Origin of the sequence: Rheinheimera baltica DSM 14885, assembly GCF_000425345.1 — a bacterium.
In the GTDB taxonomy this organism is placed as follows: Bacteria; Pseudomonadota; Gammaproteobacteria; order Enterobacterales; family Alteromonadaceae; genus Alishewanella; species Alishewanella baltica.
The window spans coordinates 1-13,489 of the sequence record NZ_AUDG01000038.1 but is presented as its reverse complement, the minus strand read 5'-3'; the positions used below and the strand labels follow the sequence as shown (position 1 = coordinate 13,489).

The 13,489-nt window shown below is 46.0% G+C and carries 13 protein-coding genes; 7 read left to right on the top strand and 6 right to left on the bottom strand.

Annotated elements, in window-relative coordinates; all coding sequences use genetic code 11:
- The first annotated feature begins 90 nt into the window (after nucleotides 1-90).
- Together H595_RS0112905 and H595_RS0112895 are read left to right on the top strand one after the other, a co-directional pair.
- Nucleotides 91-699, top strand: coding sequence for an FMN-dependent NADH-azoreductase (locus tag H595_RS0112905; RefSeq protein ID WP_027671587.1), 609 nt, complete (start codon nucleotides 91-93; stop codon nucleotides 697-699).
- A 183-nt stretch (nucleotides 700-882) separates the two neighbouring features.
- Nucleotides 883-3,354 (top strand): S9 family peptidase, encoded by a 2,472-nt coding sequence (locus H595_RS0112895; protein ID WP_027671586.1) that lies wholly within the window; start codon nucleotides 883-885, stop codon nucleotides 3,352-3,354.
- A gap of 94 nt (nucleotides 3,355-3,448) precedes the next feature.
- Here the strand turns inward: H595_RS0112895 and mscL are convergent, their stop codons facing one another.
- Both mscL and H595_RS0112885 read right to left on the bottom strand, forming a co-directional pair.
- Nucleotides 3,449-3,856: a large-conductance mechanosensitive channel protein MscL gene (gene mscL, locus H595_RS0112890; protein ID WP_027671585.1), complete on the bottom strand. Its 408-nt coding sequence runs from the start codon at nucleotides 3,854-3,856 to the stop codon at nucleotides 3,449-3,451.
- Between the two features lie 111 nt (nucleotides 3,857-3,967).
- Nucleotides 3,968-4,654, bottom strand: coding sequence for an RluA family pseudouridine synthase (locus H595_RS0112885; RefSeq protein WP_027671584.1), 687 nt, complete (start codon nucleotides 4,652-4,654; stop codon nucleotides 3,968-3,970).
- A 103-nt stretch (nucleotides 4,655-4,757) separates the two neighbouring features.
- Between H595_RS0112885 and H595_RS0112880 the strand changes: the two genes are divergently transcribed.
- Nucleotides 4,758-5,477: a pseudouridine synthase gene (locus H595_RS0112880; RefSeq protein WP_051219884.1), complete on the top strand. Its 720-nt coding sequence runs from the start codon at nucleotides 4,758-4,760 to the stop codon at nucleotides 5,475-5,477.
- Here H595_RS0112880 and rrtA read toward each other — a convergent pair.
- Nucleotides 5,455-6,033 (bottom strand): rhombosortase, encoded by a 579-nt coding sequence (gene rrtA / locus H595_RS22305; RefSeq protein WP_051219883.1) that lies wholly within the window; start codon nucleotides 6,031-6,033, stop codon nucleotides 5,455-5,457. The two genes, H595_RS0112880 and rrtA, sit on opposite strands and share 23 nt — an antisense overlap.
- A 216-nt stretch (nucleotides 6,034-6,249) precedes the next feature.
- On the opposite strand from rrtA, the gene ggt reads away from it, so the two are divergent.
- Nucleotides 6,250-8,007, top strand: a complete 1,758-nt coding sequence (gene ggt / locus H595_RS0112865; protein WP_037054759.1) for a gamma-glutamyltransferase — start codon at nucleotides 6,250-6,252, stop codon at nucleotides 8,005-8,007.
- 11 nt (nucleotides 8,008-8,018) lie between these two features.
- Complete coding sequence (locus tag H595_RS0112860) at nucleotides 8,019-8,762, top strand: enoyl-CoA hydratase (protein ID WP_027671581.1); 744 nt, start codon at nucleotides 8,019-8,021, stop codon at nucleotides 8,760-8,762.
- Between the two features lie 9 nt (nucleotides 8,763-8,771).
- Here the strand turns inward: H595_RS0112860 and H595_RS0112855 are convergent, their stop codons facing one another.
- Nucleotides 8,772-9,215: a hypothetical protein gene (locus H595_RS0112855; protein WP_027671580.1), complete on the bottom strand. Its 444-nt coding sequence runs from the start codon at nucleotides 9,213-9,215 to the stop codon at nucleotides 8,772-8,774.
- A 106-nt stretch (nucleotides 9,216-9,321) separates the two neighbouring features.
- Complete coding sequence (gene cysK / locus H595_RS0112850; protein WP_027671579.1) at nucleotides 9,322-10,296, bottom strand: cysteine synthase A; 975 nt, start codon at nucleotides 10,294-10,296, stop codon at nucleotides 9,322-9,324.
- Between the two features lie 112 nt (nucleotides 10,297-10,408).
- On the opposite strand from cysK, the gene H595_RS0112845 reads away from it, so the two are divergent.
- The gene (locus H595_RS0112845) at nucleotides 10,409-11,254 is read left to right on the top strand and encodes an AAA family ATPase (protein ID WP_027671578.1); all 846 of its coding nucleotides are present in this window, start codon (nucleotides 10,409-10,411) and stop codon (nucleotides 11,252-11,254) included.
- Nucleotides 11,255-11,440: 186 nt separating this feature from the next.
- Nucleotides 11,441-12,610, top strand: coding sequence for a vWA domain-containing protein (locus tag H595_RS0112840; RefSeq protein ID WP_027671577.1), 1,170 nt, complete (start codon nucleotides 11,441-11,443; stop codon nucleotides 12,608-12,610).
- A 71-nt stretch (nucleotides 12,611-12,681) separates the two neighbouring features.
- On the opposite strand, the gene H595_RS23500 is transcribed toward H595_RS0112840, so the two are convergent.
- Nucleotides 12,682-13,197: an HDOD domain-containing protein gene (locus tag H595_RS23500; RefSeq protein ID WP_276202264.1), complete on the bottom strand. Its 516-nt coding sequence runs from the start codon at nucleotides 13,195-13,197 to the stop codon at nucleotides 12,682-12,684.
- Nucleotides 13,198-13,489 lie beyond the last annotated feature (292 nt).

Here is a 13,489-nt window from a genome sequence, read left to right as displayed (position 1 = left end):
GCCAATAAATCGAATGGTTTATGCGTATTTATGGTATTTTTTTTCTAAAAAATAGCTTTATGATGTTTATATTAACAGTAGGAGACCAACATGAAAAAAATTCTTTTTATCAGTAGTTCAATTAGTGGCGATAAAGGCCACTCTGTCCAATTAGCGCAGCAATTTATTGAAAAATTACCGCAACAAAGTGTCGCGCTGGATACGTTAGACTTAAATACAACACCGGTACCCCATCTTGATATGGCCGAAATGGCTGCCTGGATGACGCCCGTTGAACAACGTAATGATGAGCAGCAACGTTTAGCAGCGGTGTCTGACGATATCGTGGCACGTATAAAAGCGGCGGACGTTTTAGTACTTGGTGTTCCCATGTACAACTTTGGTATTCCGTCACAGTTAAAAGCCTTATTAGACCGTGTTGCACGTGCGGGCATTACGTTTAAATATACAGAGCAAGGGTCTGTGGGTTTGCTTGAGGATAAACCGGTTGTTATTTTTGCTACCCGTGGTGGTATTTATCAGGGCACCTCAATGGATAGCCAGACGCCGTTTTTACAAACATTTTTTAATTTTGTCGGTTTGAAAGACATACATTTTGTTTATGCCGAGGGATTAAATATGGGAACTGACGCACAACAAACGGCACTTAACGCAGCTAAGGCGCGTTTAACAGAAATTAGCGCTAAACTCGTGGCTTAACTTCTCTACAGCTGTTCGAATACCTCGTATTCACTCTGTTTTAACCGGCCGTTACAGGCCGGTTTTTTTATGTCTGTTAATCTTGTTTGTTACGCCGTCAGCCGCATCTGCTGTCGCGACAGTTGCGTTGCAGGCACAGGCTTTGTATAACAAGGCGTGTTTTCTCATTATAAGAATTTTGATATGACCCATATTCGTTTTTCTGTGTTGGCTATAGCACTATGCAGCCTGACACTTTCTGTGCCATTACAGGCAAAAAAAACTGAAGTACAAACTTATCAGACAACAACCGTTAGTGTGCCCACGGTATACGCTGGCAATAGCGAAATATCGCTCAGCTTAGAGCAAATTATGTCAGATCCAGATTGGCTTGGCCGCCAACCGGAAAATGCACATTGGAGCTTCGACAGTCAAAAGGTGTACTACCAGCGAAAGCAGGCAGGTTATCAGCAGCGAGACTGGTTTGCCCGACCACTTTCTGCTACAGACAACGGCTCTGAGGTTGCGCTGTCACAATTACATCAACTAGGCAGCAGTGAGCGGGTATTTAACGCCGATCGCACTTTGCAAGCCTATGTGTTTGAAGGCGATATTTTTGTTCGAAACGCATTGACTGCAGAGCTAACTCAGGTAACACGAGACAACGAAGCACAATTTGAACCGTCTTTTTTAGCCGATGGCCGCTTATCTTATCGCGAGGGCTGGACCTGGTACGCTGAGGATTTAGCCTCAGGTAAGCGTAGTGAGCTGGTCAGCTTGAAAACTGAAGATAAGCCTAAAGCACCCGCTAAACCGGCAGGTTACCTGGCGCAGGAGCAGCACAAGCTTATCGAATTTGTCGCACTGCAACAAAGCAATGCACAACAGCGTTTTAGCGCTCAAGCACAGTTGCAGCAGCAAAATGACAGTATTGCACCCGACGCATTTTATCTGGGCAAAGGGTTGCAGGTAGTAGCTGCCAGTTTGTCACCTCTGGCTGATTATATGCTGGTGTCGGTGCGTAAAGAAGGCAAACGCAATGACAAAGACATTATGCCAAACTACATTACCGCAAATGGGGATATTGCAGCGGAAAAGGTAAGGGCCAGGGTTAATGATGTTACTCCGGAGCCTCAGCGTATTGTTTTGTTAAACCTGCTTGATGGCAGTAGCACTGAACTTAGCTATACCAGTATGCCAGGCTATAACGAAGATGTACTAGCCGAGGTTAAAGCAGAAAATGCTAAAGCCCGGGGTGAGAAATACAAAAGCGAAAAAATCATCCGCAACATTGGTCTGATGAATGATTGGTATTGGCGTCAGGGCCCGATACGCTGGCATGCGTCAGGTCAGCAGGTTGCACTAATGCTGCAAGCGCAGGACAACAAAGATCGTTGGATTGCTACCGTTGATTTAAAAAATAAAACCCTGGTGCCGCAACATCGTCTACATGATACGGCATGGGTAAATTACGCTTTCAATGATTTTGGTTGGTTAAACAATAGCGACAGTCTGTATTATTTATCGGAAGAAACCGGTTACTCACACTTGTATGTTAAACCTTTGAAAGGCAAAGCCAAAAAACTCACCAGTGGCACTTTTGAAGTCAGTGAGCCTATGTTGAGCAGCCAAGATGATTACATTTATTTTCGCGCTAACATGGCGCACCCTGGGAATTACGAGGTGTACCGTGTGGTATTAGCCACAGGTAAAACAGAGCAGTTAACTCAGTTAGGCGGCAGTACAAGTTTTACGTTGTCGCCAGACGAACAAAAGCTGTTGCTGCAGTTTTCAACTAACTTGCTGCCTACCGAGCTATATGTAGCTGATGCCAAGCCCGGTGCTGAAGTTAAAAGGCTAACCGACACCATCTCTGCTGAGTTTAAGCAGTTACCTCTGCGTGCGCCACAGATAGTGGCAGTACCCTCAAGCCATGGTAAGCAACCTGTTTTTGCCAAGGTTTATTTGCCAGACAATTATCAAGCGGGTGATAAACGGCGCGCGGTAGTATTTAATCACGGTGCAGGTTACTTGCAAAATAGTGATTTGGGCTGGTCTGGCTATTTCCGCGAATTTTTATTTCACAACTTGCTGGCTCAACAAGGCTATGTCGTGATGGATATGGATTATCGCGCATCAGCTGGCTACGGCCGGGATTGGCGTACCGCTATTTACCGTAGAATGGGCACACCTGAAATTGAAGATTTAGCTGACGGCGTAAACTGGATGGTTAACAATGCTAATGTTGATCGCAAACGTATTGGCACCTACGGTGGCTCTTATGGGGGCTTTATGACCTTTATGGCGCTGTTTACCCAACCTGATTTATTCCAGGCAGGTGCGGCGCTGCGTCCGGTAAGTGACTGGGCATATTATAACCATGCTTACACGTCGAATATTCTTAATACACCGGCGATTGATCCCATTGCTTATCAGCGCAGTTCACCTATTTATTTCACGCAGGGATTAACAAAACCTTTGCTGATTAATGCGCCGATGGTAGATGACAACGTGTTCTTTCAAGATGTTGTGCGTTTAGTACAGCGTTTAATTGAACAAGAAAATATAAACTTTGAAACGGCTATTTATCCGGTTGAACCGCATGGTTTCCGTCAACCGAGTAGCTGGCTGGATGAGTACCGTCGTATTTACAAATTGTTTGAACAACACTTGTAAGGTAACGATAACTCTCTGCCCAACTATGTTTACCCGCAGCAATAAAAACGTCTCCTTAGGGAGACGTTTTTATTTAACTGCGTTAGCTGGAATGCTAAGCTTGTTTTTTCAGTAAATCGCGGATTTCAGTCAGCAAAAGAACATCAGCTGGTGTGGCTTCAGGTGTCGGTTCAGGTTTCGCTTCCTCTTTCTTTTTCATCGAATTCATTGCTTTTACGCCAACAAATACGGCAAATGCAATAATGATAAAGTCGATTATTGTTTGCACAAACATGCCGTACTTAATTAGCACTTCGGCCTGGCTTTCAGTGGCTTGTTGGATAACAACGGCCAGATCGCGAAAATTAACACCGCCCAGCAGCACGCCAATAGGCGGCATAATAACGTCGCTGACAAACGACGATACAATTTTGCCAAATGCCGCTCCGATAATAATCCCCACCGCCATATCCACGACATTACCGCGCATGGCAAACGCTTTAAATTCATGTAGCATGCTCATTGTGACGCTCCTATTTTATTGTTGTTATCTGCAAGCAGGTCAATTGCGCGCAGTAATAGCACTATAGCTAGACGTTTACTATTTTCCAACAAGGATTATTGTTTAATTAAGTCAGATAATTAGCTTGCCATCAGCTGCCACAAAATCGCTATCCGCATCAAATCTTAGCCATTCACCGCTGTATGGTTGGTGTAGCTGTAAGCTGGCAGCGTGAAGCTGCAAACGTGGCGCAGCGTGCAGTGCGTCAAGGTGGGCATAAAATGCATCGCCCAAAATAGGGTGGCCAAGGTGCAACATATGCATACGCAACTGATGCGAACGCCCTGTAATGGGCTTAAGTTCAACCAGCGCACGGTCTGTTAACTGTTGAAGTACTCTGTAGTGAGTAATAGCCGGTTTACCACTGCTTAGGCAGATTTTTTGCTTTGGTGCATTGGCCGTATCCGCAATTAACGGCATATCTATTGTGCCTTCGGCTTGCGCCAGTGTGCCCCATACCACAGCCAAATAGCGTTTACTGACACGACGCTCGGCAAATTGCTGTTTTAGCGCCGCTTCTGCTTTGCGCCTAAGCGCCATAACCACAACGCCAGATGTCGCCATGTCCAAGCGATGCACCAATTGCGCTAGAGGATATTGCTGTTGTACACGACTGAGTAAACAGTCGGCCAGATGTGCACCGCGGCCGGGATTCGTTAATAAGCCACTTGGCTTATTTAGCACGATCAAATCTTTATCCTGATAGATCACGTCAAGCCATGGTTCGGTAGGGGGCTGGTAAACAAAAACGTCAGTCATGCTTAGACCATTAAGGCGATAAAGTGGGTAGCTTAGCCGAATTTAATCGGCAGACAAATGGTTTTACGGCATAATGGCCGCCGTTTAAAGAATGGAGAAGCTTATGAGCGCCAGCCATGAGAATGATAGCCCCGTGAATGATAGCACCGTGAATGATAGCCCTGAAGATTTAACCATATTGCCAGCAACAACCGAGCCGTATCATATTGCTTATGAAGATGATGTTTTGCTGGTAGTGAACAAACCCGCTCATTTGCTGACGGTTCCAGGAAGACATCCGCAAAACCAGGATTGTCTGATTCGCCGGGTGCAGCGCGAGTTTTATAATGCTGAGGTAGTGCATCGCTTAGACTACGACACTTCAGGTTTAGTCATATTGCCATTGACCAAACGTGTGCTGTCTGACATCAGCAAACAATTTCAAGCCAGAACAGTGCAAAAACACTATATCGCTATTGTTGCAGGCAAAGTGGCAAAGGCCAGAGGGACTATTGAATTACCTATTGCCGCAGATGAAGCCAATCGGCCACTGTATAAAATTTGCCATGCAACCGGCAAACCTGCGGTAACCCGCTATCAGCTGCTTAGCTATGACAGTGCAACACACCAAAGTCGGGTGCAGTTGGAACCTATAACGGGTCGCTCACATCAATTAAGATTGCATATGCTCGCGCTGGGTCATGCCATACTCGGCGATACCTTGTATGCTACAGCAGACATTGCCGCTAAAAGCTCGCGTTTAATGCTGCACGCGCAATATATACGTTTTAACCATCCGCTGAATGGCGAAGTGTTAGCGTTTAGCGAGCCTGCGCCGTTTTAACCCGGCAAACACACCAACGGGCAAGACAAAAGAGCAGGCCACTGATAACACCATAAAGATGCGCATCTATAGCGACATTGGCGTTAATCAGCTGTGCCAGCTCGGCATCAGGGCCTTGCCATTGCTCCCAACTTACTTTACCAATAATGCCAAGAAGCAGCAGCCAGCCGGTGGTCATGTTAAGCTGAATATCTTTTATCGCACCTAGTATTAGCATGCTATGCAGCAGGCCTGACAAGCCGACATAAATCTGAATATCGATAGAGAAAAAATACAAGCCAGCACTAATTGCTAAGCCACATAGCAGCCATTGCAGTGCAAGCTGTCCGTAGCTGAAATACCTACCATGCAACAGCATAACCATTGCTAACCCGGCACTATTCATTAATAAATGCCAGTAGTTGCTGTGTAACAAATGGCCGGTTATTAAGCGCCAATATTGGCCTTTATCAATACCAAGATGGTCAAAATACAGTGTTGCTTGCCAAGATCCTGGTAATAAAGCAAGTAACAGCATTGTAGCGGCTAACAAAAAATAGGATACAACGGGTTTCATCAACGGTATTTGCACGGGTAACGACACAGCTTCAGCACAGGATTAAGTGTGCCTATGCAAAACTATCTGCGTGATATGGTCAAGCAAAATATATTTGGAACCGGTTGTTATGCGGCAAAGGAGCAAACAGGCCAGTCCAGTGGCGGTTGTCAATATTGATCTTGTGCAGCGAAGTGGTTAGGGTGTAGATAAATACTGATCATACGATGCTCTTTTATGTTTGCAAACTTAATTCACCACCGAACACTGCTATTTTGGGCATGTTTATCAAACCCACTGTTGGCATATTCCGCTACGGTACAACAAGAAACCCGTGAGCCAGAAGCTGCAACTGGGATTTATCATCAGCAGTTAGTTAAAGGCAAACAGTATATGGTGGCCGCCGCGCATCCTCTTGCCACTGAAGCGGGCCGGGCGATATTAGCCAAAGGTGGCAGTGCCGTTGATGCCGCAATTGCTACCCAGCTTATGCTGGGACTGGTAGAGCCACAGAGCTCAGGCATTGGCGGTGGTGCTTTTATGCTGCATTGGCAGGCAGACAAACAGCAATTAACCACCTTTGATGGGCGCGAAGCTGCGCCAGCATCAGCCACGCCACTGCTGTTTACCGATAACCGCAAAACAATGGATTGGCGAGAGGCTTATGTCGGTGGTAAATCAGTGGGGGTGCCAGGCGTTGTAGCATTGCTTTATGCTGCCCATCAACAACACGGTAAATTGCCTTGGGCAGAGTTATTTGTCGATACCATTACCGCTGCGGAGCAAGGTTTTGCTATATCAAGCCGCACGTCCAGCCAATTGACTCAGGGCTGGAATAAAGGCGTGTCAGTAATTTTTGATTCTAAGCAATACTTTTACCCCAATGGCAAGCCTTTACAGCAGGGCGAAATAGTTAAAAATCCAGCTTATGCTGCAACATTAAAAGCCATCGCAAATGAAGGGCCGAAGGCGTTTTATCACGGTGAGTTAGCCAAGGCGATAAGCGAGCGGGTGCAAACAGCGCCTATTAATCCGGGCACACTAAGCGTTGCAGATCTTGCCGATTACCAGGCAATTGAACGTGAAGCTATCTGCATGCCATATCGGCTGTATAAAGTGTGTGGTATGGCGCCGCCAAGTTCTGGCGGTGTTGCCGTACTACAAATTTTGGGTATTTTGCAGCAGTACGATTTAACAGCACTACAGCCAGTCAGTTTCAAAGCAACACATCTGTTGGCACAAGCCGCCAAGCTAGCCTTTGCCGACCGAGAACGTTACCTGGCTGATCCGGCATTTTCTAATGTGCCCATCAGCGGTATGCTTGCACCGGATTATCTTGCCAAAAGAGCCGCATTAATCGACTTAGCTAAAGCTGGGCAGCTGGCACAAGCCGGTGTGCCTGAAGGCGCACAAGCGCTACTATCAGCCAGTTCGCCAGAGTTACCTAATACCAGCCATTTCTCCATTGTCGACAGCCAAGGTAATGCTGTCAGCATGACCACCAGCATTGAAAACGTATTTGGTTCAGGCTTAATGGTAGGGGGCTTTTTACTCAACAATCAGTTAACCGACTTTAGTTTAAGCCCGATAAAAGATGGCCAACTCGTTGCCAATAGGGTAGAGGGCGGTAAACGACCGCGCTCATCCATGGCACCAATGATGGTATTTGATCAGAACAATAAGCTGATATTACTCATTGGTTCACCTGGTGGTAGCCGAATTATCAATTACGTTGCTCAAAGCATTGTCGCAGTATTGGATTGGAAGTTAGACATACAGCAAGCGCTTAACTTGCCGCGTATTACCCACCGTAACGACTATCTTGCGCTTGAAAAAGGTAGTGCACTGACTCAGCAGCAAGCCGTGCTGGAGGATATGGGATACAAGGTACAGATTCAGGATTTAAACAGCGGGCTACATGCCATAATGATTACACCTAACGGCCTGGAAGGCGCAGCAGATCCGCGCCGCGAAGGCAGTGTTGCTGGCAAATAGCAGGAAGAACAATGAGTCATATTTTACAGCAACAGGACCAGGGCGTATTACACATTCGTCTTAACCGGGCAGAGAAAAAAAATGCCCTAAGTCAGCAAATGTACCGTGAACTGACAGAGGCACTGCAACAAGCAACAAATGATGCGGCCATTAACGTTGTCTTATTACAGGGGACTGAAAGCTGTTTTAGCGCGGGAAATGATTTACTGGATTTCTTAGGCGCAGGTGAATTAAACGCAGCGCATCCTACTGTGCAGTTTTTGTATCAGTTAGCTAAGTTCCCCAAGCCGTTAATTGCCGCCGTCAGTGGCCTGGCTATTGGTATTGGCACCACAGCGTTATTGCATTGCGACTTGGTGTATGCCAGTGATAATGCACGTTTCCAGTTGCCCTTCACGCAATTAGGCTTGTGCCCTGAAGCGGGGTCAAGTTTGTTACTGCCCAAGTTGGTGGGGTATCAGCATGCTGCGCAGTATCTCTTATTGGGGGAAGCATTTACTGCCAATGAAGCCCAGCAGATGGGCTTTGTGAATGAGGTTGTTTCTGCTGACAACTTAACTGAGTTGGCTAGACAAAAAGCACTTAAGCTGGCATCACTGCCTGCTGACGCTGTACAAACCAGCAAGGCCTTGATGAAAAGAGGTTTCCAGCAGGTTACTCTGGAGACGATCGCTGCAGAATTACAACATTTTCAGCGTCTTCTCGATGGCGATGAGTGTCAGCAGCGCATTGCCGCATTTTTCACTAAACGCTAGCATTAAGTGTTAGCGTGCGCTACTGCTGAATTTATCTATTTTAACTGACTGAACAACCCAGTTGCCATTTTGTTGGATCATCTCTACAACCCGCATTTCGTCAACTTTTTTGCCGTTATGCTGGCCTGTTAACAACAATTCAATGTCGGCTTGATCTTCATACTGTTCGCGTAAATTGCCGCCGCTACGATTCACCCTAATTTCGACGCTGTCGAATGATAAATTGATCAGTGTGCGCTCCACCTGGCGAACAGAGCCGTAGGATTCCATTAAATCGGCATATTTTGGCGTACTGAGTCGTTTCGCTTTCTCCAGATTATTCTCAATATACAGTGCATGAAAAAACTCTGTAGCAATATATTCGGGAGAGCCCCACTGCGCGTTAACGCTAGGTTGTTCTTCGCGGCATGCTAGCAGCAGCATTAATAGAGGTAGAAACCAAACGCGTGTCATAAAGGCGGTATCCGCTTACACATTCAGTGCCTAGTGTGGCTTTTTTTTAAAAGGCTGTAAAGAAAAGGGCTGAGATTTCAGCCCTGGGATATACCTAATATTTTGATTAAGCTTGTAATTCTTGTTCAGTAAAGATGTCGGCAAACAATGGGCTGGTTAAATAGCGCTCGGCAGCACTTGCCAGTATAACTACAATATTTTTACCGGCGTTTTCTGGTTTTGCCGCCAAACGTTGTGCTGCGACCAGTGCTGCACCAGATGATATACCGGCCAGAATACCTTCTTCACGCATTAATCGATGCGCACCGGCAATGGCGTCGTCGCTGCTAACTTGTTCAACGCTGTCTATCAGGCTTAAATCGAGATTACCCGGGATAAACCCAGCGCCAATACCCTGAATCTTGTGTGGGCCTGGTTTTAATTCTTCACCGGCTTTGGCTTGCGTAATCACCGGTGATTCAGCCGGCTCAACAGCTACACTTAACAGTGGCAGTTGCTTTTCGTGTTTAAGGTAGCGGCTAACGCCAGTGATGGTACCACCTGTGCCTACGCCGGCGATAAAGATATCTACTTTGCCATCCAGATCATTGAAAATTTCTGGGCCAGTAGTATCAAAGTGAATTTGTGGGTTGGCTGGATTTTCAAATTGGCCCAATAGTAAATATTTATCCGGGTTTGACGCCTGAATTTCTTTAGCTTTTTCAATGGCGCCTTTCATGCCTTTAGGACCCTCGGTGAGAACTAAATTAGCCCCCAAAGCTTTTAACAGCTTACGACGTTCTAAGCTCATCGTTGCAGGCATAGTCAGCGTTAATTTATAGCCACGGCTGGCAGCAACAAATGCTAAAGCGATACCGGTGTTACCCGAGGTCGGCTCAACAATTTCTTTATCGGCAGTTAGGGTACCTTTTTTCTCAGCATCCCAGATTAATGCGGCACCCAAACGACACTTAACACTAAAGCTTGGGTTACGCGCTTCAATTTTTGCATATACATTTGCGCCACCTTCGATGGTCCGGTTTAATTTGACCAGAGGGGTGCGACCGATAGACAATGTGTTGTCTGCATAGACGTTTGCCATAAAAAAACTCCGTTTACGATAAATTGGTTATAAGAATACGCCAGCGTGGCAAAAATAACAGTAGCTTTTGGCTATAAGATATTACGTTTCACCACAAGCATAGAGGGTAACAATGGCCTTTGTAAGTACCGATAACTATATCGTGTCAGACGAATTAGCTCTGGCGGTAAATGCCGCTGTGACATTGGAAAAACCACTGTTAATAAAAGGCGAGCCTGGCACCGGAAAAACCCGGCTGGCAGAAGAGCTGGCAGCAAGTTTAGGCACCGAACTTATTCAATGGCATGTTAAGTCTACCACCAAAGCACAGCATGGCCTGTACGAGTATGATGCGGTGTCACGCTTGCGAGACAGCCAGCTTGGCAGCGATAAAGTGCACGATATTAATAATTATATCCGCCCTGGTAAGCTTTGGCAGGCCTTTACGGCGGCTAAGCGGCCGGTGTTGCTGATAGATGAGATTGATAAAGCCGATATCGAGTTTCCTAATGATTTACTGCACGAGCTGGATCGGATGGCATTTTACGTGCACGAAACGGGTGAGCAAATAAGCGCGGTTGACCGGCCGATTGTGATTATTACCTCGAACAATGAAAAAGAGCTGCCGGATGCGTTTTTACGCCGCTGTTTTTTTCACTATATTCGTTTTCCCGATGCTGAGACTTTGCGCGCTATTGTTGCGGTGCATTACCCGCAGATACAACAACAGTTGCTGAGTACGGCGTTGGAAGTATTTTTTGAGCTGCGTGAACTGCCAGGCATAAAGAAAAAGCCTTCTACGTCTGAACTACTGGACTGGTTAAAGTTATTGCTGGCCGAAGATATCCCCGCTGACGTGCTTACTGATAAACAGCAGAAGGGCGGCTTAATGCCAATGTTTGGTGCACTGCTGAAAAATGAACAAGATGTTGCATTGGTAGAAAAACTGGCGTTTTTGGCAAAGCGACAGGGCAGGTAACGAGTGATAATTACCGTCGACGTTAGATTGTTTGCGAAGGATCAGAACCTTGAACCGGTCGACACAGAGTGTTTGAGTGAGGGCGTGAGCCCGAGCGAGTTGCTGTGTCGAGCCGGAGCAAGTGTTGTGAGCCGAAGCGTACGCCGATCTCGTTTTCATTTTGTTATGTTTAAGTGACCTAGTCTTATGCTTATCGATTTCTTTTTTACCTTGCGCAAATACGGTTTAAAAACCAGCATCACTGAATTGCTGGATTTACTCAATGCACTAAAACAGCAGGTTATTTTTGCTGATACCGATGCCTTTTATCAGTTAGCCCGTTTGTGTTTGGTAAAAGACGAAACGCAATACGACAAGTTTGACCGGGCCTTTGCGGAATATTTTCAAGGTGTAGCTCAAGTAGACCTGGCTGCAACCATTCCGCCTGAATGGCTTATCCCCGATGTTCTGCGCAAGTTAACAGAAGAAGACAAAGCCAAGTTACAGGCACTGGGCGGATTGGACAAACTATTAGAAACGCTGCGCGAACGTTTAGCCGAGCAGCAAAAAAGACACAGTGGCGGTAATAAATGGGTGGGTACTGGCGGCACCTCGCCGTTTGGCGCCTATGGTTATAACCCTGAAGGCGTAAGGATAGGGCAGCAGGGCAGCGGTGCACGTCGTGCGGTAAAAGTATGGGATAAACGTGAGTTTAAAGACTTAGATACTGACACCGAACTGAATAACCGCAGTATTAAATTGGCACTAAAACAGCTGCGTAAATTTGCCCGCAGTGGTGCAGAAACCGAGCTGGATTTGCATGGCACTATTCAGGCGACGTCAGAGCAAGCCGGTTGGCTGGATTTGCGCTTTATGCGTGAGCGCCATAACGCAATAAAACTGCTGGTATTTTTCGATGTTGGCGGTTCGATGGACGATCATATCGAACAATGCCAAAAGCTGTTTGCTGCCGTAAAAACGGAATTTAAACACTTAGAATTTTTCTATTTCCATAACTGCGTCTATGAAGGTGTATGGCGAGACAATAAGCGCCGCTACACCGAACAAATAAATGTTGATGATATTATTCATACCTATGGCGCTGATTATAAACTGATATTTGTTGGTGATGCGACGATGGGACCATACGAGATAGAATATCCGGGCGGCAGTGTAGAGCATTACAATGAACTACCGGGTAAAGTTTGGTTGCAACGCTTGTTAGCACAATATCCTAAAGCGGTGTGGTTAAATCCGCAACCGCTGCCGTGGTGGCAGCATTATTATTCGATAGGCATTATTGAGCAATTAATGGCTAAGCGTATGTATGGATTGACGCTAGATGGCTTAAGTGCAGCGATTAAGGTTTTATTATAACAACTCAGCAATTCATCGTTGGTGTAATAGCCCTGACAACAGGGCTGTTACAATCATAATGTCACGGGCTGTTAGTTCAGGAACTCTTCGATACCCTCATCCAGTTCAGGTACATTTTCAAATTTAGCAAAGACATCTGACAAGGTTAGGTGCATTGAATGGACGAGTTTGGCAGGGAAGTCGTCTAAATTGCCGTCTGCAATTTTAGCCTCGTTTTCAACCATATAATGAGCAATATGTACACAAGCGGCATAGCTTGATAGCTCTGGGCTGCCTGTAGGATTTTCCTGCCAACGAATAGCTTGTACTATTTCTTGTGGGAAATGCCAAAAATCAGTAAGTTCTGCACCAGCTTGCGTGTAATCAAAACCTAATAATTGTTGCTCTAAGCGCGAGCGGCTTTCACCGGTGTTCACCCTTTCATCGATAACAACAGCTTCTGCTGGCTTTACCACATGAATAAGATATTCACCAATGGCGTGCAATAAACCGCAGGTAAAGGCCACTTCGGCATCAATTTTCAGGGTTTTGGCTAGCCATTTACACCGATTCGCCATTTTAAACGACTTTAACCAGAACTCTCTAATATCAAAAGCTGCCGGACCGTCTAACGAGCCTGTAGAAAAACCTGCTCAGAACACAGCATTTCCGCTCCGGCTATTCTGTTTATTATTTGTTACGAACTTTGCATGCTTTTGGTAGGAATTTCAAGATAAGATTTATTGGATGCCATTTCACTTAAACAACTGCTTTAGCTGGTGTTATTGAGTGCTATCGCCTGGCTTTTTACCCTAACTTCCCGTACCGGCTTACTTTCTCTAAATTATGTACCAGACAATACAACTGCCATTGGCCTTGCACCTTGGTTTTGCCGCGCAA

What these genes read in the sequence shown, in the direction of transcription:
- H595_RS0112905 (WP_027671587.1), top strand. Translation starts at nt 91, where the DNA reads ATGAAAAAAATTCTTTTTATCAGTAGTTCAATTAGTGGCGATAAAGGC.
- H595_RS0112895 (WP_027671586.1), top strand. Translation starts at nt 883, where the DNA reads ATGACCCATATTCGTTTTTCTGTGTTGGCTATAGCACTATGCAGCCTG.
- mscL (WP_027671585.1), bottom strand. Translation starts at nt 3,856, where the DNA reads ATGAGCATGCTACATGAATTTAAAGCGTTTGCCATGCGCGGTAATGTC.
- H595_RS0112885 (WP_027671584.1), bottom strand. Translation starts at nt 4,654, where the DNA reads ATGACTGACGTTTTTGTTTACCAGCCCCCTACCGAACCATGGCTTGAC.
- H595_RS0112880 (WP_051219884.1), top strand. Translation starts at nt 4,758, where the DNA reads ATGAGCGCCAGCCATGAGAATGATAGCCCCGTGAATGATAGCACCGTG.
- rrtA (WP_051219883.1), bottom strand. Translation starts at nt 6,033, where the DNA reads ATGAAACCCGTTGTATCCTATTTTTTGTTAGCCGCTACAATGCTGTTA.
- ggt (WP_037054759.1), top strand. Translation starts at nt 6,250, where the DNA reads ATGTTTGCAAACTTAATTCACCACCGAACACTGCTATTTTGGGCATGT.
- H595_RS0112860 (WP_027671581.1), top strand. Translation starts at nt 8,019, where the DNA reads ATGAGTCATATTTTACAGCAACAGGACCAGGGCGTATTACACATTCGT.
- H595_RS0112855 (WP_027671580.1), bottom strand. Translation starts at nt 9,215, where the DNA reads ATGACACGCGTTTGGTTTCTACCTCTATTAATGCTGCTGCTAGCATGC.
- cysK (WP_027671579.1), bottom strand. Translation starts at nt 10,296, where the DNA reads ATGGCAAACGTCTATGCAGACAACACATTGTCTATCGGTCGCACCCCT.
- H595_RS0112845 (WP_027671578.1), top strand. Translation starts at nt 10,409, where the DNA reads ATGGCCTTTGTAAGTACCGATAACTATATCGTGTCAGACGAATTAGCT.
- H595_RS0112840 (WP_027671577.1), top strand. Translation starts at nt 11,441, where the DNA reads ATGCTTATCGATTTCTTTTTTACCTTGCGCAAATACGGTTTAAAAACC.